Origin of the sequence: Pantoea sp. RG18, assembly GCF_025910075.1 — a bacterium.
Lineage (GTDB): Bacteria > Pseudomonadota > Gammaproteobacteria > Enterobacterales > Enterobacteriaceae > Pantoea > Pantoea agglomerans.
Window position 1 is genome coordinate 227,286 of sequence record NZ_JAPCIL010000007.1, and the last position, 22,724, is coordinate 250,009.

Genomic DNA, 22,724 nt, shown 5'->3' on the forward strand with positions numbered 1-22,724 from the left:
ACCAATTGATATCGGACACTAGAGGTTTATTTATGAATAAAATCAGAGGATTATCGCCTCTGGCGGCCGTCCTGATGCTATCAGGCAGCTTTTTGTTAACAGGATGTGACAACAATAAATCCGAACAAGCCGCCCAGCAACCGCCAGCAGTGGGGGTTGTAACACTGAAAACTGAACCCCTGAAAATCTCGACTGAATTACCTGGCCGCACCTCGGCATATCGTGTCGCCGAAGTCCGTCCGCAGGTTTCCGGTATCATTCTGAAGCGTAACTTTGTTGAAGGCAGCGATGTCAAAGCGGGTCAGTCTCTTTATCAGATCGATCCTGCTACCTATCAGGCCGCCTATGACAGCGCCAAAGGTGATTTAACTCAGGCGCAGGCCAATGCTCGCATCGCTCAGCTGACCGTCAAACGTTATAAGCCTTTACTCGGCACCAAATATATCAGTCAGCAGGATTACGACACCGCCGTTGCCACGGCCGCGCAAAACGATGCTGCGGTTCAGGTAGCAAAAGCCAATGTAGAAACGGCCCGCATTAACCTGGCTTATACCAAAGTCACCTCGCCTATCAGTGGCCGCATCGGCAAATCGTCAGTAACGGAAGGTGCGCTGGTACAAAACGCGCAAACCACCGCTCTGGCCACTGTGCAGCAACTTGACCCGATGTATGTCGACGTCACCCAGTCGAGCGAAGATTTCATGCGCTTACGTTCAGAACTGGAGTCGGGTCAGCTGAAGCAGAACGATGGCAAAGCCAACGTGACCCTGCTGATGCAGAACGGCAACAGCTATCCACAGACAGGTACGCTGGAGTTCTCTGACGTTACCGTTGATGAAACCACGGGTTCTATCACCCTGCGCGCCATTGTCCCGAACCCGAACCATGCGCTGTTACCGGGCATGTTTGTTCGCGCTCGTCTGGATGAAGGTACCAATCCTAATGCGTTGCTGGTTCCGCAACAGGCGGTAGCCCGCACCCCAACGGGTCAGGCAACGGTCATGGTGGTAGGTGCAGATAACAAAGTGGAAGCTCGTCAGGTCACCACCTCTCAGGCGATTGGCGATAAGTGGTTAGTCACCGACGGTGTTAAAGCGGGTGAACGTGTGATCAGCACGGGTCTGCAGCGAGCCAAGCCGGGCGCACAGGTTACCCCACAAGAAGTCTCAGACGATGCGAAAGCGGCACCCGATTCAAAGCCGCAGTCTGACAAGTCATCGTCATAACAGGAGCCGTTGATTCATGGCTAAGTTCTTTATCGATCGGCCCATCTTTGCGTGGGTGCTCGCCATCATCATTATGCTGGTCGGTGCGCTATCGATTCTCAAACTTCCGATTGAGCAATATCCCAATGTTGCACCGCCGGCGATTGAGATTCAGGCCACCTACCCTGGTGCAGATGCTAAAACGCTGCAGGACTCGGTGACTCAGGTCATCGAACAAAATATGAACGGCATTGATGGACTGATGTATATGTCCTCAAGCAGCGACTCATCCGGTACGCTGACCCTGACGATCTCCTTTGAGTCAGGAACAGATGCCGATATCGCGCAGGTTCAGGTGCAGAACAAACTGCAGCTGGCGACGCCGCTGTTACCGCAGGAAGTACAGCAACAGGGGATTCAGGTTAAGAAATCTTCCAGTAGCTTCCTGATGGTAGCGGGCTTCATCAGCGACGATGACAATATGACGCAGAATGATATTTCTGACTTTATTTCATCGTCCATCAAAGACCCGATCAGCCGTACCAAAGGCGTGGGTGATACCCAGGTATTTGGTGCGCAGTACGCGATGCGTATCTGGATGGATCCGCACAAGCTGAACAACTACAACCTGACGCCGGTTGATGTTATCAGCGCCCTGAATACGCAGAACACCCAGGTTGCTGCCGGTCAGTTGGGCGGTACGCCTCCGGTTCCGGGACAGCAGCTTAACGCCTCGATCATTGCGCAAACCCGTCTCACCTCTACCGATGAATTCGGCAAAATCCTGCTGAAAGTGAATGAAGATGGTTCTCAGGTTCGTCTGCGTGATGTGGCAAGGATTGAACTTGGCGCGGAAAACTACGAAATCGTTGCCCGTTATAACGGCAAGCCTGCGTCCGGTATCGGTATCAAGCTGGCCACCGGTGCGAATGCGCTGGATACCGCCAATGCGGTGAAAGAAGAACTGGCCAAATTGCAGCCGACGTTCCCGGCCGGTTTGAAAGTGGTCTATCCGTATGACACCACGCCTTTCGTTAAAATCTCGATTTTCGAAGTGGTGAAAACGCTGATCGAAGCGATCGTGCTGGTGTTCCTGGTCATGTATCTGTTTCTGCAGAACTTCCGCGCCACGCTCATTCCTACCATCGCGGTCCCTGTGGTATTGCTGGGTACGTTTGCCGTTATCAGCGCTTTTGGCTATTCGATAAACACCCTGACGATGTTCGGGATGGTGCTGGCCATCGGCTTGCTGGTGGATGACGCCATCGTGGTGGTCGAGAACGTTGAGCGCGTAATGGCGGAAGAGGGATTACCGCCAAAAGAAGCGACTAAGCGTTCTATGGAGCAGATCCAGGGCGCACTGGTCGGTATCGCGCTGGTGCTGGCTGCCGTATTTATTCCGATGGCGTTCTTTGGTGGTTCGACCGGTGTTATCTACCGTCAGTTCTCCATCACTATCGTTTCGGCAATGGCGCTGTCGGTGCTGGTCGCCTTTATTCTGACGCCGGCACTCTGTGCCACCATGCTGAAACCGATTAAAAAAGGCGAGCACGGTAAAACCACCGGTTTCTTCGGCTGGTTCAACCGCATGTTCGACAAAAGCACCAACCACTATGTGGATGGTGTGGGTCACATGGTTCGCAGTACGGGTCGCTATATGGTGATCTATCTGGTGATCGTGGTCGGTATGGCGTTTCTGTTTGTGCGACTGCCCTCTTCATTCTTACCGGAAGAGGATCAGGGTCTGCTGCTGGCTCAGGCGCAGCTGCCTGCTGGTGCAACCCAGGAGCGTACGCAGAAAGTGCTGGACCAGGTGACGGATTACTTCCTGACCCAGGAGAAAGACACGGTTAAATCGGTGTTTACCGTTAACGGCTTCGGCTTTGCCGGTCGTGGACAGAACACCGGTATCGCCTTCGTCAGTCTCAAGCCGTGGGATGAGCGTACCGGCAGCGACATGAAAGTACCGGCGATTGCTGGCCGTGCCATGCAGGCGCTGGGGGCGATCAAAGATGCAATGGTCATTCCTTTCAACCTGCCAGCCATTATTGAACTGGGTAACGCGACCGGCTTCGACTTTGAGCTGATCGACCAGAATAACCTTGGCCACGATAAGCTGACGGAAGCGCGTAATCAGCTGTTCGGCATGATTGCGCAGCATCCTGATACGCTGGTTGGCGTCCGTCCTAACGGGATGGAAGATACCCCGCAGTACAAGCTGACGATCGATCAAGAGAAAGCACAGGCGCTGGGCGTATCACTGAGTGATATCAACACCACGCTGGCGGCTTCCTGGGGCGGTTCCTACGTCAATGACTTCATTGACCGCGGTCGCGTGAAGAAAGTTTACGTCATGGGTAAAGCGGACGCCCGCATGCTGCCGGACGACATTGGTAAATGGTACGTGCGCAACAGCAGCGGAACCATGGTGCCCTTCTCTGCCTTCTCGTCAGCGAAATGGCAATATGGCTCACCGCGCCTTGAGCGTTACAACGGTCTGCCTGCGATGGAAATCCTGGGACAGGCTGCGCCAGGCAAAAGCTCGGGTGCGGCAATGGACCTGATGGAAGAGCTGGCGGCGAAACTGCCTGCCGGTATCGGCTATGACTGGACCGGTATGTCCTATCAGGAACGCTTGTCAGGTAACCAGGCCCCTGCGCTCTATGCCATCTCGCTGATTGTGGTCTTCCTGTGTCTCGCCGCACTGTACGAGAGCTGGTCGATTCCATTCTCGGTTATGCTGGTTGTCCCGCTCGGGGTCATAGGTGCACTGATCTTTACCACCCTGCGTGGCCTGAGTAATGACGTCTACTTCGTAGTGGGGTTACTGACAACCATCGGCCTCTCCACCAAGAACGCCATCCTTATCGTCGAATTTGCTAAAGATTTGATGGATAAAGAGGGTAAAGGGCTGATTGAAGCTGCGCTGGAAGCGTGCCGTATGCGTCTGCGTCCTATCCTGATGACGTCACTGGCGTTTATTCTCGGGGTACTGCCGCTGGCGATCAGTACCGGTGCCGGTTCCGGTTCGCAAAACGCCGTAGGTACCGGCGTTATCGGTGGTATGGTCACCGCGACCATACTGGCGATCTTCTTCGTTCCTGTGTTCTTTGTGGTGGTACGCCGCCGCTTTGGCAAGAAAAAAGAAGAATCAGCGAACAGTCATCCGGTTGAGCATAACCAGACTCACTAAGCTGTAAATCATCTGAGGCCGCGCAAGCGGCCTTTTTTTATGCCTGCGATTCTGCCCTTCTCATTTCCTGTTCCCTTGCTTTTCCTGTCTCACGGACAGTTGCAATCCTGGCCTGTGCATCGCATAATATTGTTATAGTATAACATTACATAGGTGTGCATTATGAAAGCGAATATTCATCCTCACTATCGTCACGTGGTCTTCCATGACACATCGGCTGATGTCTGGTTCAAAATTGGATCAACCATCAAAACCGATCGCACCGTGGAGTTCGAAGGCGAAACGCTGCCCTACGTCACCCTGGATGTGTCGTCTGCCTCACATGTGTTCTACACCGGCAAACAGAAAGATTTTGCCAAAGAGGGCAGCACCGCACGCTTTAACCAGCGTTTCGGGCGTTTTCTTGGAAAGAAATAGAGGAGAGGATCATGCAGGTATTAAGCTCGCTGCGTTCAGCAAAAAATCGCCATCGGGATTGTAAAGTAGTCCGCCGCAAAGGCCGTATTTACGTTATCTGTAAATCAAACCCGCGGTTTAAAGCAGTACAGGGAAGAAAGAAAAAACGCTAGTTTGTGTCGTGATGACTGGCCGGGCTTGCCCGGCCTTTTTTATGCTTAGTGCATGCTCTTCAGCATCGCATTCACGTTGTGTTTAAAAGCCGCCTGATAGGTGGCTGCCGGGCCAGAGGCCGTGGATAATGCTTCCGGATAGAGCTCACCACCCGGCTCAGCCCCGGTGGCGCTGGCAATCTGTTTTACCAGACGCGGGTCGGTCTGGTTCTCAATGAAATAGCGATTGATGTGCTGCTGCTTAAGCAGGGTGATTAAATTACCCACGTTGCTGGCACTCGCTTCCGCCTCAGTAGAGAACCCTACCGGCGCCAGGAAAGTCACGCCATATCGCTGTCCAAAGTAACCAAACGCATCATGACTGGTCAGCACTTTACGCTTATCGGCTGGCACAGCGTCAAAGGCGGTTTTTGCCCAGCGATCCAGCGCCTGCAGTTGCTGAATGTAATTCTGTCCACGCTGACGAATGGCCGGAGCATCTTCAGGATCGGCTTTGACCAGCGCATTCATCACGTTGGTCGCGTAGATAACGCCGTTCTGCATGCTGTTCCAGGCGTGAGGATCGGTAACGGTTTTACCCTCCTCCTCCATGCTGCGGGTGGTGACACCGGTTGAAGCGACAACGGGCTGACCGCGATACCCTGAGGCGCTGACCAGCCGATCCATCCACCCTTCCAGTCCCAGTCCGCTGACAAACACCAGATCGGCCTTCGCCAGCGCCTGACTGTCCTGCGGTGTCGGTTCAAAAGTATGTGGATCGCCATTCGGCCCCACCAGGCTTTTAACCTTTACATGATCGCCGCCGACCTGCTTAACGATGTCAGCCAGCACGGTAAAGCTGGCCACGACATCCACCGTTTTGGCCATCGCCAGAGGCGTGGCAAACAGCGCAGCGAGCGCCAGGCTAACCGGTAATTTTTTCATAGATACCCCTTAAGATTAATGGCGGCGTAAAATTCCGCCGCACGGCCCTGTAAGAATGGAGAAAAAAAACAGCATGGCGGCGCTCAGCACTACAGCGGGACCCGCCGGCAATGAGAAGTGCCAGGAGAGCATCAGACCGGCCAGCGCCGAAATCATTGCCATGAAAATGGCGATAACCAGCATCGCGGCGAGATGGCGACTCCAGAAGCGGGCGCTGGCGGCGGGCAACATCATTAAACCCACCGACATCAGGGTGCCCAGCACCTGAAAACCCGCCACCAGATTCAGCACCACCAGCATTAAAAACAGACCATGCACCAGCGGCGCGCTCCATTTTCCCTGCGCACGCAGGAAGTCGCCGTCAAACGCATCGATGACCAGCGGACGATAGATCACCGCCAGCAGAATCAGCGTAAAGGCAGCGATGCCGCCCACCAGCAACAGCGCTGCGTTGTCTACCGCCAGCAGCGAGCCAAACAGAACGTGCAGCAGATCCACGCTTGAGCCGCGTAGTGAAACCAGCGTGACGCCCAGCGCCAGTGAACCCAGATAGAACCCGGCAAAACTGGCATCCTCTTTCAGCGGCGTGTAGCGACTGACCGCGCCAGAGAGCAGCGCCACGGCTAAACCAGCGATCAGGCCGCCAACACCCATCGCGACCAGTGACAATCCGGAGATCAGATAGCCAATGGCGGCACCGGGCAGCACCGCGTGTGATAAGGCATCGCCAATCAGGCTCATACGTCGCAGGGAGAGGAATACCCCGAGCGGCGTGGCGCTGACGGCCAGCGCCAGACAGGCCACCAGCGCGCGTCGCATAAAACCAAACTCAATAAAGGGTTGAATAAGAGTCACGGCGCACGACTCCGCAGAGAGGAAGCAGGCAGGCTGGTGCAGTTAACCTCACGTTCATCCATCGACATCACGTTACTGAAGTAGCGCGCCACCAGCGGACGATCGTGCAGCACCACCAGCAGGGTTGTTCCGGCCTGCTGTTGCTGCTCAAGGATCGACATCAGTAGCGTCACCGTCTGGCTGTCAATGCCGTTAAAAGGCTCATCCAGAAGCCAGAGCTGGCTGCGCTGCAGCATCAGCCGCGCAAACAATACCCGCTGCAGTTGTCCGCCGGATAACGTCGCGGGCTGCGCATCCGCATAATCACTCATCTGAACCGCTTCCAGCGCCTGCCAGATCTCCCGACGCAGTATCCGGTTAATGCCGCCGAACCAGCCGCAGCGTGGCCAGCAGCCAATAGAGACCAGTTCAAATACCGTCAGGGGAAAGCGGGTCTCAAGTTCGGTGCGCTGCGGCAACCAGCCGATATCCCGGCGTGCAACCTGCAGCTCGCAGCGCCCGGCTATCGGTGGCAGTAAGCCAGCAATGGTTTTTAACAGGGTTGATTTGCCGCTACCGTTCGCGCCGACCAGCGCAGTCATCGAGCCTGGTGCGAGCTGGCCGGTAATAGCCGGGGTCACAACCTGTCCCTGGTAGCCCGCGCGAAGTGCGTTAAACAGGATCATGTGCTGATCCCCCATTTTATTGCCACAGCAAGCAGCGTGATAAATAGCAGTACTACTCCCAGCCGCCCGCCCAGTGACATAAGTAGTCCACTCTGACGCATTACTTCACCATAATGTTATAACATAACAGTAAAGATACCTGATGTTGCTCTCTGTTGAATGTGGGATTGTGTATCAAAAGATAAATATCAGCTGCACGCACTGGCAGACCCGCGCTGGCGATAAGGCCTGCGGCTGCGTCTGGCAAATCTCAGAAACTGAGAGTTTTGTGCTCAACTGACTTGCAAACCAGTTGCAGAAAACCAATGATAGGTTTATTAACGGTTATAAGTGGAACAGATATGCTGTCACGCATTGAATGTGATATTGCCGCGGGTGAATCGGACTGCGCAAAAATAGCAGAGATTGTTCAGCGGAATATTCTCAAAATAACCGATTTGCTGGTAGGGGATTTACGCTGGTACTCACAAAATGCCCGGTTAGTTCCAGGCAGTTTAAAAATCATTTCGGTTGAATACCAGGATCTGAATAGTTTTAAATTACTTTACGATTTTGACTGGAATTTATTTAGTCCCTGCCTGGATCTAAATGAAACCGTGACGCAGTCAGAACAGGTAAACTTTCACATTAAGCCCGGTGCACTTGAGTTTGATGTGATCGACAATGAGCAACCCTCCCCTGGCGATGAATTGTAATATTTAGTAATGGAGGTGAGCAGAACTAATGGTTTTACACTATCTTTAAGGTATCCCGTTTAATAACTGCCCGAATAATCGCTTCCTGGCCGCGTGATCTTCTCTCGCCGCCCTGCGGCAACTGTGCTAGCTATGGAGGGGAAAAAGATGGACGAATACTCACCGAAACGGCATGATATTGCCCAGCTTAAATACCTTTGTGAGAGTCTGTTTGACGACAGCATGGCAACATTAACCGACAGCCATCATGGCTGGGTTAATGATCCCACTTCTGAAAGCAATCTACAGCTTAACGATTTGATTGAGCATATCGCCTCTTTCACCATGAATTACAAAATTAAGCACGTTGAAGATGAAGCGCTGATTTCGCAAATCGATGAATATCTTGATGATACTTTTATGCTATTCAGCAATTATGGTGTCAATAGTCCGGATCTTCAGCGGTGGCAACGTTCAGCAAAACGCTTATTTAATCTGTTCACTGAAGAGTGCGCTTTTCTCCAGCAACCGAGCCATTCATTATAGTAAAGACATGAGAACGGTTTATTTATGAACAAAACCCTGACTAAAACCGATTATTTGATGCGACTGCGGCGCTGCCGCTCTCTTGATACCCTGGAAAGGGTGATTGAAAAAAATAAGTATGAATTACCGGAAGATGAATTAGCGGTATTTTACTCAGCAGCTGACCATCGCCTGGCGGAACTGACGATGAACAAGCTCTACGATAAAGTCCCGGGTTCAGTATGGAAATTTGTCCGTTAATCTGATCGCTTACAGCTCAGTTTTACCCCAATAAAGTACCGGATAATCCTGCCTGCCGGCAAAGGATCGGCCCAGGCGGGTTTTGCCTGTCTGCAGCTTAGGGGGAGAATATCGAAGGGAGAAAGTGGTGGGGGCCCTGCCAGCTACATCCCGGCACACGCGTCACCTGCTACGGCTGCTTCCTTCCGGATCTGACCGAGTTCACAAGCTAGCATTGCGGGAGAACCAACAGGGCCCCCATTGACAAGCCCTCTTTACGAGAGCGGGGGCATTATCTGGGAAGGAGGTGGCAATTGCAAGCGTAGTCGGGACAACCGTTGTTTTCTTGAACAACCACCGCTTTTACGCTTTCTCCGCCTTTTCCCCGTGCTAAAGTTAAAACCCTTTTTCCTGATGAAATAAGTACATGAATCAGCCAGACACTTTCCAGCAACGCATCTGGCAAATTGTTGCCGCTATTCCGGCTGGCCGCGTCACCACCTATGGCGATGTGGCGCTACTGGCCGGTTCTCCGCGCGCGGCGCGTCAGGTCGGTGGCGTGCTGAGCCGCTTACCCGAGGGCACTACCCTTCCCTGGCATCGCGTCGTAAACCGACACGGCACAATTTCTCTTCAGGGTGACCGTCTGTTGCGGCAGCGGGATGCACTGGAGGCGGAAGGCATAGAGGTGAGTGATGATGGACAGCTCGATCTCGAAACTTATCGCTGGCGATTTTAGACAGGGTAAAAAGGGCGACAATGTCGCCCCGAAATGAGTTTACAGACGAGTTGGAGCAGGAACCGCAGCAGACGGCGTCACCTGAGTCGGTGAGGTCGAAGGAACGGTGGTCGCTGCGCCCGGCTGGGTTGGCATCGCCATAGACGGTACCGGTACCAGCAGCAGCTCTGCTTTGGTGCCACCCTGGTTAATCACTGGCTTCACGCCTTCAGTGATAAAGGCCAGCTTACCGTCGATTGAGATGGCTGCGCTTAACAGAATGCGTGCATCAGGCTTGATGTCGGCTGGGTTAAACGGCAGCACAAACTGGAACGGTGCCTGTTTGCCTTCGGTACGCACCACGCGCTGCGACAGCACTTTTGAGGGTGCATCGGCGACGGACGCATCAGAGAGCGTCACGGTTAATACCGCATCCGGCGGCAGCGCAATGCGCTGGCGGATAAAGACTGAACCACTTACGTTGGGCTGCGCAATCGCCGCCGTCTGTCCTGCAACCGCAGAACCCAGAGTTGGCGTTGGCACGGGTTTACTCTTGTCGGCGCATCCTACAACAGCAACCGCCATAACTACTCCACTGAACACATGCCTGAGTTTCATTGATGTCGTCTCCATTTGATCAAAATGATTGTCGGCAGCGAATCCTGCTTACAGCGCTTCACTCGCCGTATGTCCTTAATGTTGGCACAAAAATGAAATTTTGCCTGGCACCGACAATCCAGAAAGTCTGATTGACGTCAACTGGTCCGATCTTTCACACTGAGCAGGTCACTATATTGAGGAACGCGCCATGAGTCAGGCACTGCAAAATCTGCTGAATTTATTAAATCTGGAAAAACTGGAAGAGGGTTTATATCGCGGCCAGAGCGAAGATATTGGCCTTCGTCAGGTGTTTGGCGGTCAGGTGGTGGGTCAGGCGCTGTATGCCGCAAAGCAAACTGTGGCGGAAGATCGCATTATTCACTCTTTTCACAGCTATTTTTTGCGGCCCGGCGATAGTCAGAAAGCGATTATTTACGATGTTGAAACGCTGCGTGATGGCAAAAGTTTCAGCGCACGTAGGGTCAGTGCCATTCAGAATGGGCAGCCGATTTTTTATATGACCGCCTCGTTCCAGTCACCGGAAAGCGGCTTTGAACATCAGAATCCGATGCCACAGGTGGCGGGGCCAGAGAATCTGTTAACTGAACAGGCGATGGCGCAGAAAATGGCGCATCTGCTGCCAGAAAAGCTACGTGAAAAATTCATTGCTGAGCGTCCGCTGGAGATCCGCCCGGTACAGATTCACAATCCTCTCCGGGGACATGTGGATAAGCCGGAGCGCCAGGTCTGGATCCGCGCCACCGGCCCACTGCCCGACGACTTACGCATCCATCAGTATCTGCTCGGCTATGCTTCCGATCTCAATTTCCTGCCGGTCGCGCTTCAGCCGCACGGCAAAGGCTTTTTAGAGCCGGACATGCAGGTCGCCACTATCGACCACTCAATGTGGTTCCACCGCCCGTTCGACTTCAGTGAATGGCTGCTCTATAGCGTAGTCAGTACTTCGGCGTCAGGCGCACGGGGTTTTGTCCGGGGCGAGTTCTACAATCAGCAGGGTGTGCTGGTGGCCTCAACGGTTCAGGAAGGGGTGATGCGTCAGCGCAGCGAATAAAAAAAAAGGGGGCGATTCCTCGCCCCCGGTTGATCTTTTCACTGCCCATCCGTTACTGGTTATAAGCATTCTCGCCGTGGCTGTTTACATCCAGACCTTCACGCTCATGCTCTTCCGGAACGCGCAGACCGACAATCAAATCAGCCAGCTTGAAGCCGATGAAGGCGACAACGCCCGACCAGACGATAGTCAGGCCCACGCTGAAGAGCTGTACCCAGACCTGATGGCCCATGGTGACCCCCTCTGCGTAGCCTACGCCGCCCAATGAAGAGGAGGCAAACACGCCAGTCAGGATACAGCCGACAATGCCGCACACGCCATGCACGCCGAACACATCGCAGGGATCATCCACGCGCAGCCATTTTTTCAGGGTGGTCACGCCCCACAGTCCCGCCAGTCCGCCAACCAGGCCGATAATTAATGCACCGCCGACGCCGACATAACCACAGGCAGGCGTAATCGCTACCAGCCCGGCAATAAAGCCTGAACAGGCACCCAGCAGCGAAGGCTTACCACGTACCGCCCACTCGCCAAAGGTCCATGACAACACGGCGCCCGCTGTTGCGACAACGGTGTTCAGGAAGGCCAGCGCCGCGATTTCGTTTGCTGCAGAAGCAGAACCGGCGTTGAAACCGAACCAGCCGACATACAGAATGGCGGTGCCGGTGAATACCATTGGCAGGTTGTGTGGTTTGAAGGCCTCTTTACCAAAGCCGGCACGTTTGCCCACCAGATAAGCGCCCACCAGACCGGCGACAGCGGCGTTAATATGCACCACGGTGCCGCCAGCAAAGTCCAGCGCGCCATCCTGTGCCAGGAAACCGCCAGCCCACACCATGTGCGCGATAGGCAGGTAAGCCAGGGTCAGCCAGACGCCGACAAAAATCAGTACGGCAGAGAAACGGATGCGTTCTGCGATAGCACCGACAATCAGGCCCACCGTGATACAGGCAAACGAGGCCTGGAACGCGACGTGAATATATTGATAGAAGCTGCCCATGACGGCGGTCAGCTGAATGTTTTTCAGCATCACCCAGTTAAAGCTGCCAAAGAATGCGTTGCCTTCACTGAACGCCAGTGAATAGCCGTAAACCATCCACAATACGCAGACCAGTGAGAAGGTGACGGCAACCTGGGTCAGCATCGACAGCACGTTTTTACCGCGAATCAAACCACCGTAAAACAGCGCGATACCTGGAATTGACATAAACAGCACCAGCGCGGTGCAAATCATCATAAATGCGTTATCAGCCTTGTCCGCAACGGCAGGCGCAGCCATTGCGAGTGAGGGTAACAGTGCCAGGCTGGTGAGGCCCAACTTAGCGAAAATTTTATTCATTTTTATTCCATCCCATCACAGTACTGAGTCTTTATTACAGAGCGGCTTCGTCGGTCTCGCCGGTACGAATACGGATGACGCGCTGCAGTTCAGCCACGAAAATTTTACCGTCGCCAATTTTGCCGGTGTAAGCCGCTTTACTGATGACATCCACCACTTCGTCTAACTGATCGTCGGCAATAGCGATATCAATTTTGACCTTAGGCAGGAAGTTCACGCTGTACTCTGCGCCACGATAAAGCTCTGCATGGCCCTTCTGACGGCCAAAACCTTTCACTTCGGAGACGGTCAGTCCCTGAATGCCGATAGAGGATAAAGCTTCACGTACATCCTCCAGCTTGAATGGCTTAATTACGACGGTAACCAGCTTCATTGGATCCCCTCCAGCGAGTAAATAGGTAACGTTTACGGACACGCAGGGATATAAGCAAAGCCTGTGCCAGAGTGTGAAAATGACGGTAATACGTTGTTCAGGCGAGACGCGACAAGGGATGCTTTAAAGAGGATGGGAAACAGAGAGGCCGTACAGGGGAAATTGCAGCGGAGGGCTGCACTCCTTTGGTGCTTCAGGCGTCAAAGGAGTGCATTTATACAGATTAATCTGATAAAGGTGCGCAAAAAAGGTGCAACTCAGCCTTCAGTTGTTACAGCGACGCCCGATACCAGATCTTCACCTGCCTGCTGCAGCTGATACATCTGCCAGTAACGTCCCTGCATCGCCAGCAGTTGCTGATGCGTACCCTGCTCAACCACACGACCACGATGCAGCACCAGAATCTTGTCTGCTTCAATAATCGTTGAGAGGCGGTGAGCAATCACCACCAGCGTGCTGTGCTGGCGCAGCGTCTCAAGCGTCTGCTGAATGGCCTGCTCGGTGCCGGAATCAATATTGGCCGTCGCTTCGTCGAGGATCAGTATCTGCGGCAGATCAACCAGCACCCGGGCCAGTGCCAGCAGCTGCTTCTGCCCGACCGACAGATTATTGCCCTGCTCACCCAGCCGGGTATGAATTCCCTCCGGCAACGCATGCGCCAGCGGAGCCAGCTGCACCTGTTCCAGCACCGTCCAGACGGCCTCTTCGCTGATGTCACGTCCCAGCCGCACATTCGCCAGCAGCGTATCGGCCAGCACCACCGGATCCTGCTGCACCATCGCAATACCGCGCCGCAGCACGGCATGGCTCAGGTTGCTGATGGGTCGATCATCAATGCGGATCTCGCCACGCGTTACCGGGTAGTAACCCATTAACAGGTTCGCCAGCGTGCTTTTACCGCTGCCGGTATGTCCCACCAGCGCCACAAACTCGCGTGGGGCAACCTCAAGATTGATATCACTGAGCACATCGCGGTTTTCACGGTAGGCAAAGCTCAGATTGTTCAGGGTGATACGACCTGAAGCCAGCGGTTGCTGATCGGCACCATACTGCTGCTGTGCGGCATCCATCAGTTCGAAAATACGCTCACCTGAAACTACCGCCTGCTGCAGCATCGATTGCTGAGTGGTCAGCTCAATCAGCGGCTCATTCAGACGCCCCAGATAGGTAATAAAGGCATAGAGTACCCCCACTTCAAACACGCCAGGCATCGAGAAACTAAACAGGATCAGCAGCCCACACAACACCATCGCTGAAAACAGGCTCAACAGCGGACGCAGCAGAAAACCATCCAGACGCAGCGTTTCCATTCGCGCCAGATAGTGAGAACGGCTCGCTTTGCCCATTCGCTCACCAAATCGCGCCTGCTGACGAAACTGCTGGATCACGCTCATACCGCTGATCACTTCGTTAAAGCCATTATTGATGTCTGCCAGATAGCTGCGAACCCGACGGGCAATGGGCGTGCTGTAACGCTGATAGATGAACATCACCACCAGTACCAGCGGAAAGATCATCATCGCCACCAGCGCCATACGCCAGTCAAGGCTGAACATCGCCACCATCATGGCGCCGACCAGTGCGGCACTGCGCAGCACGGTTGAAACCACCGTGACGTAGAGATCGCGGATGACTTCGGTGTCGTTAGTCACGCGTGAAATAATCTGCCCGACCGGCTGGGTATCAAAGGCACTCAGCGGCTGACAGAGTGCGGCATTCATCACGTCACTGCGTAACCGCTGTACCACGCCGATAGCGGCTCGGTTAAACAACAGCGCCTGCCAGTAGTGCAGCCCGGCGGCCAGCAGCTGAAGCAGGATAAAACTGACCACCAGTCCGGCGACCACTCCCCAGGGCATCTGATGTTTCGCCACCAGGTTGTCGATAAAATAGCTGACCAGCACAGGTCCGGTCACTTCCGCCGCGGCAGCGATCCACAGCATCCCTACCGCCAGCGACAGGGATTTACGCCACGGCTTACCGTAGCTCAGCAGACGCTTCAGGGTAGGCCACAAGCGTGCAGACTTAGCCATGCGGCACTCCTTTCTCATTTTCATCATCATCCAGCGCCGCTTCCAGTTGCTGGTAACGGTACATGTCCCGATACCAGCCAGCACTGCCGGTCAGCGCATCGTGGTCGCCCCGCTGCGCCACTCTGCCCTGCTGCAGGACCAGGATTTCACTGGCTTCCGTCAGTGCCGATAAGCGGTGCGCGCTGATAATCAGCGTGCGTCCCTGCCCCCAGATGCGCAGGTTATGCAGGATTTCGTGTTCGGTACGGCCATCCACCGCGGAAAGCGCGTCGTCCAGAATCAGGATTTCCGCATTCAGCAGCAGCGCCCGGGCAATCGAAAGACGCTGCTTCTGTCCACCCGACAGCATCACACCGCGCTCCCCGACTTCCGTTTCATAGCCCTGCGGCAGACGCAGGATATCGTCATGAACGCAGGCCAGCGTGGCGGCATGCTCAATCTCCTGCTGGGTTGCGCCCGGTTTCCCCAGCGCAATATTGTTCGCCACGCTGTCTGAGAACAGGAACGGTGTCTGGCTGACCACGGCCAGACGGCTGCGCCAGCTGTCCAGCCGCAACTGCGGCAGCGGGATCTGGTGATAACGGATGTCGCCCTGCTGAATATCAAAGTGGCGCTGAATCAGGCTAAGCAGCGTACTTTTGCCACTGCCGGTTGGTCCGCACAGCCCCAGCATCTCGCCGGGTTTCAGCTGGAAGCTGACATCGCTTAAGACCGGACCCACGCTGGCCGGATAGTTAAAGGCACGAATCGCGACCTGCAGCGTGCCCGGTTCAGATGGCAGTGACTTATCGCCATCTTCCACCGCTGGCGCTTCCGCCAGCAGCGCGCCGATGCGGCTCCAGGCGGCGCTGCCGCGTTCAACAATATTAAACATCCACGCCAGCGCCAGCATCGGCCAGATCATCAGGCCGAGATACATCACAAAGCTGGTGAGCTGCCCCAGCGTCATCTCTCCATGCCAGACCAGCCAGCTGCCGCCACCAATCGCCAGCAGGTTTGAGAAGCCGATAGCGATATAGATAGTGGGGTCGAAACGGGCATCGACCCGCGCCACGCGCAGGTTTTTTTCACCGGTATCGCGGGCAATATCGGAAAATTGCTGCGACTGATGCTGTTCAAGGCCAAAGGATTTAATCATCCGGATGCTGGTCAGGCTCTCCTGCGTCTGATCGTTGAGACTGGAGAAGGCGGCCTGTGCCAGCTTAAAGCGATGGTGCAGTTGATTACCGTAGCGATGGATCACGATGGCCATAATGGGCATCGGCACCAGCGCAAGCAGCGTCAGCTGCCAGCTGATCTGCGTGCTCATTACCAGCAGCACCACGCAGCCCATGACCAGCGAGTCGACCAGCGTCAGAACCCCTTCCCCGGCCGCAAACACCACCCGATCCACGTCGTTGGTGGCGCGCGCAATCAGGTCGCCGGTGCGGTGACGCAGATAAAATGCCGGTTGCTGACGACTCAGCTGGCGATAGAAATCTTCGCGCAGCTCAACCGCCAGCTGGTAGGAGGCACCAAACAGCAGCACGCGCCAGACATAGCGCAGCAGATAGACCACCACCGCCGTTGCCAGCATGATCCCAATCCACATCATGATGCGGCTGGTGCTCATGTTGTCACGCGTCACGCCATCGACAATCACCCCGACCACATGCGGTGGCAGCAGCTGCAGAATAGCAATAACAATCAGCAGGAGGACCGCGCCCAGATAGCGCCGCCACTCCCGCAGAAAATACCAACTTAATTGACTGAATAATCGCACAACGCTGCTCTCAATCTCAGGCCCTCAGGGGGCGACAGGTAAAGCCGTGGTGTATTTAATCTCTTCCATGGCGAAGCTGGATGTCACATCAATCAGGCCGGGCACCCCATTCACTACTCGCTTGTAGAAAGCATCATAGCTTTTCATGTCGGCCACCTGAATGCGCAGCAGGTAATCATACTCGCCAGCCATACGGTAAAAGGCCATTACCTCCGGCATGCTGCTCACCACCGAGACAAATGCCTGATACCAGTCGCGGCTGTGCTGCTGCGTTTTAACAAACATAAACGCCGTCAGTGACAGTCCGATTTTATCCCCATCCAGCAACGCCACCCGTGCGCGAATAATGCCATCATCTTCAAGCTTTTTCAGGCGCTTCCAGCAAGGTGTGGTGGTGAGGTTGACGGCATCCGCCAGCGCCTGCAGCGACAGCGTGCAGTCATGCTGCAGCAGTGAGAGCAATTTAAGGTCAGTTTTATCTAACATTCGCGGCTCCGGGAGAATCATTTTCTCCATTACCGCCATTTTAGCGGTAATTGTGCAATCTCTTTTTCCTGCACGTGCCATAAAATAGCCGCATCACTTTTTTACCGGACGCCTGAGATGCACACCTGCTGGATTCGCCACGCTATCAACGAAATTAACGCTGATTTTCAACGATCGGCTGAGACCCATTTGATCCGTTTCGATCTGGCGGACTTTCCCGGTATCTGGTTCTATCTGAAAGATGAAAGTACCCATCCCAGTGGCAGTCTTAAACACCGGCTGGCACGATCCCTGTTCCTCTACGGCCTCTCCAACGGCTGGATTAAACAGGATACGCCGATTATCGAAGCCTCGTCAGGCAGCACTGCCGTTTCTGAGGCGTACTTCGCAAGGCTGCTGGGTCTGCCCTTTATTGCGGTGATGCCGGCGAGCACGGCGAAGCGTAAAATCGAGCAGATCACTTTTTATGGCGGACAGTGCCATTTTGTTGAAGATCCCTGCCAGCTTTATGCTGAATCTGAACGGCTGGCGCGGGAGCTCAATGGCCATTTTATGGATCAGTTTACCTATGCTGAACGTGCCACCGACTGGCGCGGCAATAACAATATTGCAGAGAGCATTTTCCGTCAGATGGAGCATGAACCTTATCCGATTCCCCATACGATAATCATGAGTGCGGGCACGGGCGGCACCTCAGCCACGCTGGGCCGCTATATCCGTTATCAGGGACTGGAAACGAAACTGCTGGTGGTTGATCCGCAGCATTCGGTGTTTTTTGATTACTGGCAGCAGCGTGATGCCAACCTGACCAGCGCGCGCGGCAGCATGATCGAAGGAATTGGCCGTCCGCGAGTGGAGCCGTCGTTTATGCCAGACGTGATCGACGAAATGATCAAAGTGCCGGATGGTGCAACGCTGGCCGCCATGCTGAAACTGGAAAAGATTCTGGGACGCAAGCCTGGCGCCTCTACCGGCACCAATTTCTGGGGCATGATGCAGGTGGCAAAACGCTTACGGGCAGCGAATCAGCAGGGAGCACTGGTGACACTGCTGTGCGACAGCGGCGAACGTTATCCCGATAGCTACTATCAGCCTGAATGGGTGGCAAAGCATATTGGCGATATCACGCCGTGGCAGCGCGAGCTGGAATAAAAAACCGGACATCCTGTCCGGTTCACGGCAATCCTCAGCATTCGGGGGAATACGCGAGGTCGGGTGTTGCCAGCCAGTGATTTAAATAGTGAGACACCGCCTGTGTCTCGCAATGCCCTAATATCGGCAGATGCGGTAGCGCGGCTTTCAGCTGCGCCATCGCATTGCCCATGATAAAACCCTGTCCGGCCTGCGCCAGCATCTCGCGATCGTTCATCGCATCACCAAACGCCATACACTCCGCCATGGTCAGCGACAGATGGTCACATAACAGTGCCAGCGCGCTGCCTTTATTGCAGGTGGCGGGTAACACCTCCAGACAATCCACGGCAGAGAAGCAGATGTTAGCCTGCTCGCCCAGTGCAGCATCCAGCTCTGTTTTTAGCTGACAGAGGCGCTGATGCTGATCGATAAAGCAGATTTTTGTCACCTGATGCGCGGGCAACCTTTTAAGATCGCACAGCTGATAGCCAAATCCGCTGATCTGATGGGCCACCAGCAGTTCAGGCTGTGGGTGATCGGTAAACCACCCCTGATCGTTGAAAACATGCAGGGTGGCGGGCGTATCCCAGCGGCGGTGGATCACCTCTTCGGCGACCGCAGAGGGCAGATCACGCGCAAAGATCAGATTGCCCTGCCTGTCGTGTACACGAGTGCCATTACCGGTAATCAGCCACGCGGGCAGTGTCATTTTTTCCCGTAAGATCTGCATCTCCAGCAGATGGCGGCCCGTCGCCAGCGCCAGATTAACGCCACGCAGATGCAACGCCTGCAGGCTATCCAGCGTCTGCTGACCCAGCTGATGATCCGGCAGCAATAATGTGCCATCCATATCGAACGCGGCTAAACGCACCATAATTTACCTCCTGCTGAAAGATGAACTCCACTATTGCCTGTTAATTGCGGAACTAATAGTGAATACTTTTAAAAAACTGTTCCGGGTTTAACATGCGCCAGCTTAACCGTCTTAATCAGTTCCAGCGTCTGTGGCAGCAGAGTCAGGGCGCCCCACAGCAAACCTGCGTGGCGGAGATGGCCCGCCACTGTATCTGCAGCGAGCGTCATCTGCGCACGTTGCTGTCACAGTGGCAGCATGCAGGCTGGCTCAGCTGGCGCGGCGAACCAGGCCGTGGCAAACAGGGACAGATAGTGTTTCTGCGCTCACCTGAACAATTACGGCAGCAGTTGCTGCAACAACAGCTCGACGCCGGAGACGCCGCTGAGGCCTTGCAGCTGCTGGATCTGCCGCCGGAAAGGCTGATCAATATGCTGCGGCCATTAATGGGTGGACAGTGGCAGAACGATACGCCGGTTCTGCGCATCCCCTACTATCGTCCGATGGAGAGCACAGAGCCGCGTCAGATTACCGGTCGGGCCGAACAGCACCTGGCTCGCCAGATCTATTCCGGTCTGACCCGCTTTGAGCAGGATGAGCCGGTCGGCGATCTGGCGCATCACTGGCAATATGACGAGGCGTCATCTGGCTGGTTATTCTGGTTACGGCCTCAGCTGATGTGGCACAACGACGAACCTGTGCAGGCCGCACAACTGGTGGCGCAGTTCCACCAGCTGTTGCGGGATACGCGCGTCAGTATGTTACTGGCCGATGTGGTCAGCGTGGATGCGCCCCATCCGCTTGCGGTGCGTTTCGTACTACGCCGCCCTGATTTCTGGCTGCCCCATCGGCTCGCCCACTTGTTGTGCCTGCTTCCCCATCCCATCGTTCCCGCCACGGGCAGCGGGCCGTGGAAACTCAGGCACTTCAGCACCGAACTGGTCAGGATTGAAAGTCACGCGCGCTGGCATCTGCAGCGTCCTCTGCTGCAGGCGGTGGAGTACTGGATTACTCCTCAGCTGTTTGATCCCGCTCTCGGCAGCAGCTGTCGTCATCCGGTGCAGATTGCGATAGGGGATGCCACAGAGCTCAGGACGCTGCAACCGGTCAGCAGCAGTATCAGCCTCGGCTTCTGTTATCTGGTCTGCCGGCCGCGAGCCGGATTTACCCCTGATCAGGCGCGCACGCTTTTCCAGCTGATCCAGCAAAGCGGCATTGTCAGCCGGTTGCCTCTGGATGAGGGGCTCATCACTCCCAGTAAAGAGCTGTTACCTGGCTGGAGTGTGCCGCTGATTGATGCTGTCAGGGTTCCCTTACCGGCAACCCTGACGCTGCATTATCAGTTGCCGGTTGAGCTGCACCAGATGTCACAGGCGCTGGTTGCACTGTTAAAACAGCACGGCTGCACCCTGAAGGTAGTTTTTCATCCGGTAAAAAACTGGCACGGCATCGACCCGCTTGATGAGGCAGATATCGTGATGGGCGACAGACTGATTGGTGATGCGCCGGTCTTTACGCTGGCCAGTTGGTTGCAGACTGACCCGCTATGGCAGCCGCTGTGGCCCACACTGCAGGGCGAAGAGATTCAGGCGCAACTGCTGGCTATCCAGCAAATTGCTGACGACGAAACCCGTGCCCGCTCGCTGCATCAGCTTTATCATCAGCTGATGACGGGCGGCATCCTGCTGCCACTGTTCAATTATCGCTATCAAATCTACGCGCCGCCGGGCGTTGAAGGGATTGAACTGAATACGCTGGGCTGGTTCGATTTCAGCCGCGCATGGATCCCGCCGCCCATTGATCTGCCATGCAGCTGTTCAGCGGCGGACTGAGGCATTACCATAAGCGCAAAATTAATTATCAGGAAAACACCATGAAACGCGCTGTTGTAGTTTTCAGCGGTGGACAAGACTCCACTACCTGCCTGATTCAGGCATTACAGCAATATGATGACGTTCATTGCGTCACTTTCGACTATGGACAACGCCATCGGGAAGAGATCGATGTGGCCCGCGACCTGGCGATTAAACTGGGCGCGCGCGCGCACAAAGTGCTGGATGTCACCATGCTGAACGAACTCGCCGTCAGCAGCCTGACGCGGGATAACATTCCGGTGCCGGCTTATAATCCCGAGGCCAGTGGATTACCCAGTACGTTTGTGCCGGGACGCAATATTCTCTTTCTGACGCTGGCCTCGGTTTACGCTTATCAGGTCGAAGCGGAAGCGGTGATCACTGGCGTCTGTGAGACCGATTTCTCCGGCTATCCCGATTGCCGCGATGAGTTTGTCAAAGCGCTGAACCATGCGGTGTCGCTTGGCATGGCGCGCGATGTTCGTTTTGAGACGCCGCTGATGTGGCTCAATAAAGCGGAAACCTGGGCGCTGGCGGATTACTGGCAGCAGCTTGCGCTGGTACGCGAGCAGACGCTGACCTGCTATAACGGCGTGAAAGGTGACGGATGCGGTGAGTGTGCAGCCTGTCATTTACGGGCCAATGGCCTGCAGGGTTATCTCAACGATCGTGCTGGCGTAATGGCGGCAATGAAAGCAAAAAGCGGTCTTAACTAAGGCTGTCTGACGTGGCGGCAGAGAATCCGGGTTGCCGCCTTTTTATCGACTCATGCCATCAGACGCATCAGTCGCTGGCGCAACTCCCCTTCCAGCGCAACCGCCTTCTGAGTCCGCAAATCAATACAGACAAAAGTGAGTGCGGCATCCGCCACCACGGTCTCCTGCCCTGCCAGCAAAACCCGCTGCGCAATAATGCCGCTTTTGCCATTCAACTGCGTGATCTCACTGTCGATAGTCAGTACGTCGCCCAGCACGGCCGGGCGACGGTAGTTGATGTTGATGTTTACCACCACAAAAGCCAGTTTCTGTTCCTGCAACCAGTGGAATGCTTCCACCTCTTCCAGCCATTCCCAGCGCGCCTCCTCCAGAAACTCAAGATAGCGCGCATTATTGACGTGCTGATAGACATCCAGATGATAGCCGCGCACTTTTATGGTGGTCTGCATGATCATGCTCTCCTGCTGCTGTGAATTAACTGGTTGGACCTGTTCACTTTAGCAGAGTCGCCTGTCTATCGTGGGTTAAGCATCACAGATGTGTACTGCTTCACAATTTCAGCCGGGCCGCATTTCGCTCTATCAACGCATTGCCGATGCCCGGCACTTCACTGAGTTGCTGAATTGCGCTAAACGGTCCGTACTGTTCGCGATAGCTCACAATTGCCTGCGCCTTTTTCAGCCCCACCCCATTCATAACGGCAGAGAGCTGTTCGGCTGTTGCTTCATTGATGCTGACCTGCTCCTGCTGTGGCTGCGCGGCGGCTTCCGGCTTCGACGCAGGATGTGAGCTCTGCGTGACGGCTGCGCTGACAGGTTCAGGTGCCGCAGAGACGCTGCTGTGACAGAGTGCGCCGCCCAGCGCGAGTGAAAGATAAAAGGCAACGAGTTTAGGTTTAGCCATGCTGTGTTTCTCCTTGTGTGTAAACAGCAGCG

Annotated in this window: 24 protein-coding genes and 1 other RNA gene; 12 read left to right on the forward strand and 13 right to left on the reverse strand. The window is 54.9% G+C overall.

Annotated features, from left to right (window positions below; all coding sequences use genetic code 11):
- The first annotated feature begins 32 nt into the window (after positions 1-32).
- The 4 genes from OK409_RS09715 to ykgO all read left to right on the forward strand — a co-directional run bounded on the left by OK409_RS09715 (position 33) and on the right by ykgO (position 4,967).
- On the forward strand, positions 33-1,226 hold the full coding sequence (locus OK409_RS09715; RefSeq protein WP_010255904.1) for an efflux RND transporter periplasmic adaptor subunit: 1,194 nt from the start codon (positions 33-35) through the stop codon (positions 1,224-1,226).
- Positions 1,227-1,242: 16 nt separating this feature from the next.
- The gene (locus OK409_RS09720; RefSeq protein WP_010255902.1) at positions 1,243-4,398 is read left to right on the forward strand and encodes a multidrug efflux RND transporter permease subunit AcrB; all 3,156 of its coding nucleotides are present in this window, start codon (positions 1,243-1,245) and stop codon (positions 4,396-4,398) included.
- A gap of 162 nt (positions 4,399-4,560) precedes the next feature.
- Complete coding sequence (locus OK409_RS09725) at positions 4,561-4,815, forward strand: type B 50S ribosomal protein L31 (protein ID WP_010671219.1); 255 nt, start codon at positions 4,561-4,563, stop codon at positions 4,813-4,815.
- 11 nt (positions 4,816-4,826) lie between these two features.
- Positions 4,827-4,967: a type B 50S ribosomal protein L36 gene (gene ykgO, locus OK409_RS09730; protein ID WP_010255896.1), complete on the forward strand. Its 141-nt coding sequence runs from the start codon at positions 4,827-4,829 to the stop codon at positions 4,965-4,967.
- Positions 4,968-5,012: 45 nt separating this feature from the next.
- Here ykgO and OK409_RS09735 read toward each other — a convergent pair whose 3' ends face one another.
- Genes OK409_RS09735 through OK409_RS09745 form a run of 3 tightly spaced genes read right to left on the reverse strand, consistent with a single transcriptional unit; the run spans position 5,013 to position 7,411 of the window.
- Positions 5,013-5,891 carry a metal ABC transporter substrate-binding protein gene (locus OK409_RS09735; protein WP_264367012.1) on the reverse strand — a complete coding sequence of 293 codons (879 nt, stop codon included), beginning with the start codon at positions 5,889-5,891 and terminating at the stop codon, positions 5,013-5,015.
- Positions 5,892-5,906: 15 nt separating this feature from the next.
- Positions 5,907-6,746: a metal ABC transporter permease gene (locus tag OK409_RS09740; protein ID WP_010255890.1), complete on the reverse strand. Its 840-nt coding sequence runs from the start codon at positions 6,744-6,746 to the stop codon at positions 5,907-5,909.
- A complete protein-coding gene (locus OK409_RS09745; RefSeq protein ID WP_264367013.1) occupies positions 6,743-7,411 on the reverse strand; it encodes a metal ABC transporter ATP-binding protein in 669 nt (222 codons plus the stop codon). The genes OK409_RS09740 and OK409_RS09745 overlap by 4 nt, the downstream gene beginning before the upstream one ends.
- Positions 7,412-7,752: 341 nt before the next feature.
- Between OK409_RS09745 and OK409_RS09750 the strand changes: the two genes are divergently transcribed.
- The 3 genes from OK409_RS09750 (at position 7,753) to OK409_RS09760 (ending at position 8,871) form a co-directional block, all read left to right on the forward strand.
- Positions 7,753-8,106, forward strand: coding sequence for a hypothetical protein (locus tag OK409_RS09750; protein ID WP_010255885.1), 354 nt, complete (start codon positions 7,753-7,755; stop codon positions 8,104-8,106).
- 147 nt (positions 8,107-8,253) lie between these two features.
- On the forward strand, positions 8,254-8,631 hold the full coding sequence (tomB, locus tag OK409_RS09755; protein ID WP_003850455.1) for an Hha toxicity modulator TomB: 378 nt from the start codon (positions 8,254-8,256) through the stop codon (positions 8,629-8,631).
- 24 nt (positions 8,632-8,655) lie between these two features.
- Positions 8,656-8,871 (forward strand): HHA domain-containing protein, encoded by a 216-nt coding sequence (locus tag OK409_RS09760; RefSeq protein WP_003850458.1) that lies wholly within the window; start codon positions 8,656-8,658, stop codon positions 8,869-8,871.
- Between the two features lie 134 nt (positions 8,872-9,005).
- Here OK409_RS09760 and ffs read toward each other — a convergent pair.
- An RNA gene (gene ffs, locus OK409_RS09765) (signal recognition particle sRNA small type) lies at positions 9,006-9,102 on the reverse strand.
- Positions 9,103-9,277: 175 nt separating this feature from the next.
- On the opposite strand from ffs, the gene OK409_RS09770 reads away from it, so the two are divergent.
- Positions 9,278-9,589 (forward strand): MGMT family protein, encoded by a 312-nt coding sequence (locus OK409_RS09770; RefSeq protein ID WP_031293095.1) that lies wholly within the window; start codon positions 9,278-9,280, stop codon positions 9,587-9,589.
- Between the two features lie 39 nt (positions 9,590-9,628).
- Here OK409_RS09770 and OK409_RS09775 read toward each other — a convergent pair whose 3' ends face one another.
- Positions 9,629-10,186, reverse strand: a complete 558-nt coding sequence (locus OK409_RS09775) for a YbaY family lipoprotein (protein WP_010255881.1) — start codon at positions 10,184-10,186, stop codon at positions 9,629-9,631.
- 190 nt (positions 10,187-10,376) lie between these two features.
- Here OK409_RS09775 and tesB point away from each other — a divergent pair, with 190 nt between their 5' ends.
- Positions 10,377-11,240, forward strand: a complete 864-nt coding sequence (gene tesB / locus OK409_RS09780) for an acyl-CoA thioesterase II (RefSeq protein ID WP_010255880.1) — start codon at positions 10,377-10,379, stop codon at positions 11,238-11,240.
- 52 nt (positions 11,241-11,292) lie between these two features.
- On the opposite strand, the gene amtB is transcribed toward tesB, so the two are convergent.
- The 5 genes from amtB to OK409_RS09805 all read right to left on the reverse strand — a co-directional run bounded on the left by amtB (position 11,293) and on the right by OK409_RS09805 (position 17,233).
- Positions 11,293-12,579, reverse strand: coding sequence for an ammonium transporter AmtB (gene amtB / locus OK409_RS09785; RefSeq protein WP_010255877.1), 1,287 nt, complete (start codon positions 12,577-12,579; stop codon positions 11,293-11,295).
- Positions 12,580-12,613: 34 nt separating this feature from the next.
- Positions 12,614-12,952: a P-II family nitrogen regulator gene (gene glnK, locus OK409_RS09790; RefSeq protein ID WP_003850469.1), complete on the reverse strand. Its 339-nt coding sequence runs from the start codon at positions 12,950-12,952 to the stop codon at positions 12,614-12,616.
- Positions 12,953-13,209: 257 nt separating this feature from the next.
- Complete coding sequence (locus tag OK409_RS09795) at positions 13,210-14,985, reverse strand: SmdB family multidrug efflux ABC transporter permease/ATP-binding protein (RefSeq protein ID WP_264367014.1); 1,776 nt, start codon at positions 14,983-14,985, stop codon at positions 13,210-13,212.
- The gene (locus OK409_RS09800; RefSeq protein ID WP_010255867.1) at positions 14,978-16,747 is read right to left on the reverse strand and encodes a SmdA family multidrug ABC transporter permease/ATP-binding protein; all 1,770 of its coding nucleotides are present in this window, start codon (positions 16,745-16,747) and stop codon (positions 14,978-14,980) included. Before OK409_RS09800 ends, OK409_RS09795 begins: the two co-directional genes overlap by 8 nt.
- 24 nt (positions 16,748-16,771) lie before the next feature.
- Complete coding sequence (locus tag OK409_RS09805) at positions 16,772-17,233, reverse strand: Lrp/AsnC family transcriptional regulator (protein WP_031592177.1); 462 nt, start codon at positions 17,231-17,233, stop codon at positions 16,772-16,774.
- Between the two features lie 117 nt (positions 17,234-17,350).
- Between OK409_RS09805 and OK409_RS09810 the strand changes: the two genes are divergently transcribed.
- Positions 17,351-18,385: a PLP-dependent cysteine synthase family protein gene (locus tag OK409_RS09810; protein ID WP_264367015.1), complete on the forward strand. Its 1,035-nt coding sequence runs from the start codon at positions 17,351-17,353 to the stop codon at positions 18,383-18,385.
- A 34-nt stretch (positions 18,386-18,419) separates the two neighbouring features.
- Here OK409_RS09810 and cof read toward each other — a convergent pair whose 3' ends face one another.
- Positions 18,420-19,241, reverse strand: coding sequence for an HMP-PP phosphatase (gene cof / locus OK409_RS09815; protein ID WP_264367016.1), 822 nt, complete (start codon positions 19,239-19,241; stop codon positions 18,420-18,422).
- Between the two features lie 92 nt (positions 19,242-19,333).
- Between cof and OK409_RS09820 the strand changes: the two genes are divergently transcribed.
- Positions 19,334-21,052 (forward strand): SgrR family transcriptional regulator, encoded by a 1,719-nt coding sequence (locus OK409_RS09820; RefSeq protein WP_264367017.1) that lies wholly within the window; start codon positions 19,334-19,336, stop codon positions 21,050-21,052.
- Positions 21,053-21,093: 41 nt separating this feature from the next.
- Entirely contained in the window at positions 21,094-21,789 is a 696-nt protein-coding gene (gene queC / locus OK409_RS09825) for a 7-cyano-7-deazaguanine synthase QueC (protein WP_052272157.1), read from the forward strand.
- Between the two features lie 50 nt (positions 21,790-21,839).
- On the opposite strand, the gene OK409_RS09830 is transcribed toward queC, so the two are convergent.
- Both OK409_RS09830 and OK409_RS09835 read right to left on the reverse strand, forming a co-directional pair.
- Positions 21,840-22,238 (reverse strand): YbgC/FadM family acyl-CoA thioesterase, encoded by a 399-nt coding sequence (locus tag OK409_RS09830; protein WP_033779812.1) that lies wholly within the window; start codon positions 22,236-22,238, stop codon positions 21,840-21,842.
- Positions 22,239-22,338: 100 nt separating this feature from the next.
- Positions 22,339-22,692, reverse strand: a complete 354-nt coding sequence (locus OK409_RS09835; RefSeq protein ID WP_010255849.1) for a ComEA family DNA-binding protein — start codon at positions 22,690-22,692, stop codon at positions 22,339-22,341.
- Positions 22,693-22,724 lie beyond the last annotated feature (32 nt).

Bases quoted from the DNA above. Each gene is read 5' to 3' on its own strand.
- OK409_RS09715 (WP_010255904.1), top strand. From the start codon at position 33: ATGAATAAAATCAGAGGATTATCGCCTCTGGCGGCCGTCCTGATGCTA.
- OK409_RS09720 (WP_010255902.1), top strand. From the start codon at position 1,243: ATGGCTAAGTTCTTTATCGATCGGCCCATCTTTGCGTGGGTGCTCGCC.
- OK409_RS09725 (WP_010671219.1), top strand. From the start codon at position 4,561: ATGAAAGCGAATATTCATCCTCACTATCGTCACGTGGTCTTCCATGAC.
- ykgO (WP_010255896.1), top strand. From the start codon at position 4,827: ATGCAGGTATTAAGCTCGCTGCGTTCAGCAAAAAATCGCCATCGGGAT.
- OK409_RS09735 (WP_264367012.1), bottom strand. From the start codon at position 5,891: ATGAAAAAATTACCGGTTAGCCTGGCGCTCGCTGCGCTGTTTGCCACG.
- OK409_RS09745 (WP_264367013.1), bottom strand. From the start codon at position 7,411: ATGATCCTGTTTAACGCACTTCGCGCGGGCTACCAGGGACAGGTTGTG.
- OK409_RS09750 (WP_010255885.1), top strand. From the start codon at position 7,753: ATGCTGTCACGCATTGAATGTGATATTGCCGCGGGTGAATCGGACTGC.
- tomB (WP_003850455.1), top strand. From the start codon at position 8,254: ATGGACGAATACTCACCGAAACGGCATGATATTGCCCAGCTTAAATAC.
- OK409_RS09760 (WP_003850458.1), top strand. From the start codon at position 8,656: ATGAACAAAACCCTGACTAAAACCGATTATTTGATGCGACTGCGGCGC.
- OK409_RS09770 (WP_031293095.1), top strand. From the start codon at position 9,278: ATGAATCAGCCAGACACTTTCCAGCAACGCATCTGGCAAATTGTTGCC.
- OK409_RS09775 (WP_010255881.1), bottom strand. From the start codon at position 10,186: ATGAAACTCAGGCATGTGTTCAGTGGAGTAGTTATGGCGGTTGCTGTT.
- tesB (WP_010255880.1), top strand. From the start codon at position 10,377: ATGAGTCAGGCACTGCAAAATCTGCTGAATTTATTAAATCTGGAAAAA.
- amtB (WP_010255877.1), bottom strand. From the start codon at position 12,579: ATGAATAAAATTTTCGCTAAGTTGGGCCTCACCAGCCTGGCACTGTTA.
- glnK (WP_003850469.1), bottom strand. From the start codon at position 12,952: ATGAAGCTGGTTACCGTCGTAATTAAGCCATTCAAGCTGGAGGATGTA.
- OK409_RS09795 (WP_264367014.1), bottom strand. From the start codon at position 14,985: ATGGCTAAGTCTGCACGCTTGTGGCCTACCCTGAAGCGTCTGCTGAGC.
- OK409_RS09805 (WP_031592177.1), bottom strand. From the start codon at position 17,233: ATGTTAGATAAAACTGACCTTAAATTGCTCTCACTGCTGCAGCATGAC.
- OK409_RS09810 (WP_264367015.1), top strand. From the start codon at position 17,351: ATGCACACCTGCTGGATTCGCCACGCTATCAACGAAATTAACGCTGAT.
- cof (WP_264367016.1), bottom strand. From the start codon at position 19,241: ATGGTGCGTTTAGCCGCGTTCGATATGGATGGCACATTATTGCTGCCG.
- OK409_RS09820 (WP_264367017.1), top strand. From the start codon at position 19,334: ATGCGCCAGCTTAACCGTCTTAATCAGTTCCAGCGTCTGTGGCAGCAG.
- queC (WP_052272157.1), top strand. From the start codon at position 21,094: ATGAAACGCGCTGTTGTAGTTTTCAGCGGTGGACAAGACTCCACTACC.
- OK409_RS09830 (WP_033779812.1), bottom strand. From the start codon at position 22,238: ATGCAGACCACCATAAAAGTGCGCGGCTATCATCTGGATGTCTATCAG.
- OK409_RS09835 (WP_010255849.1), bottom strand. From the start codon at position 22,692: ATGGCTAAACCTAAACTCGTTGCCTTTTATCTTTCACTCGCGCTGGGC.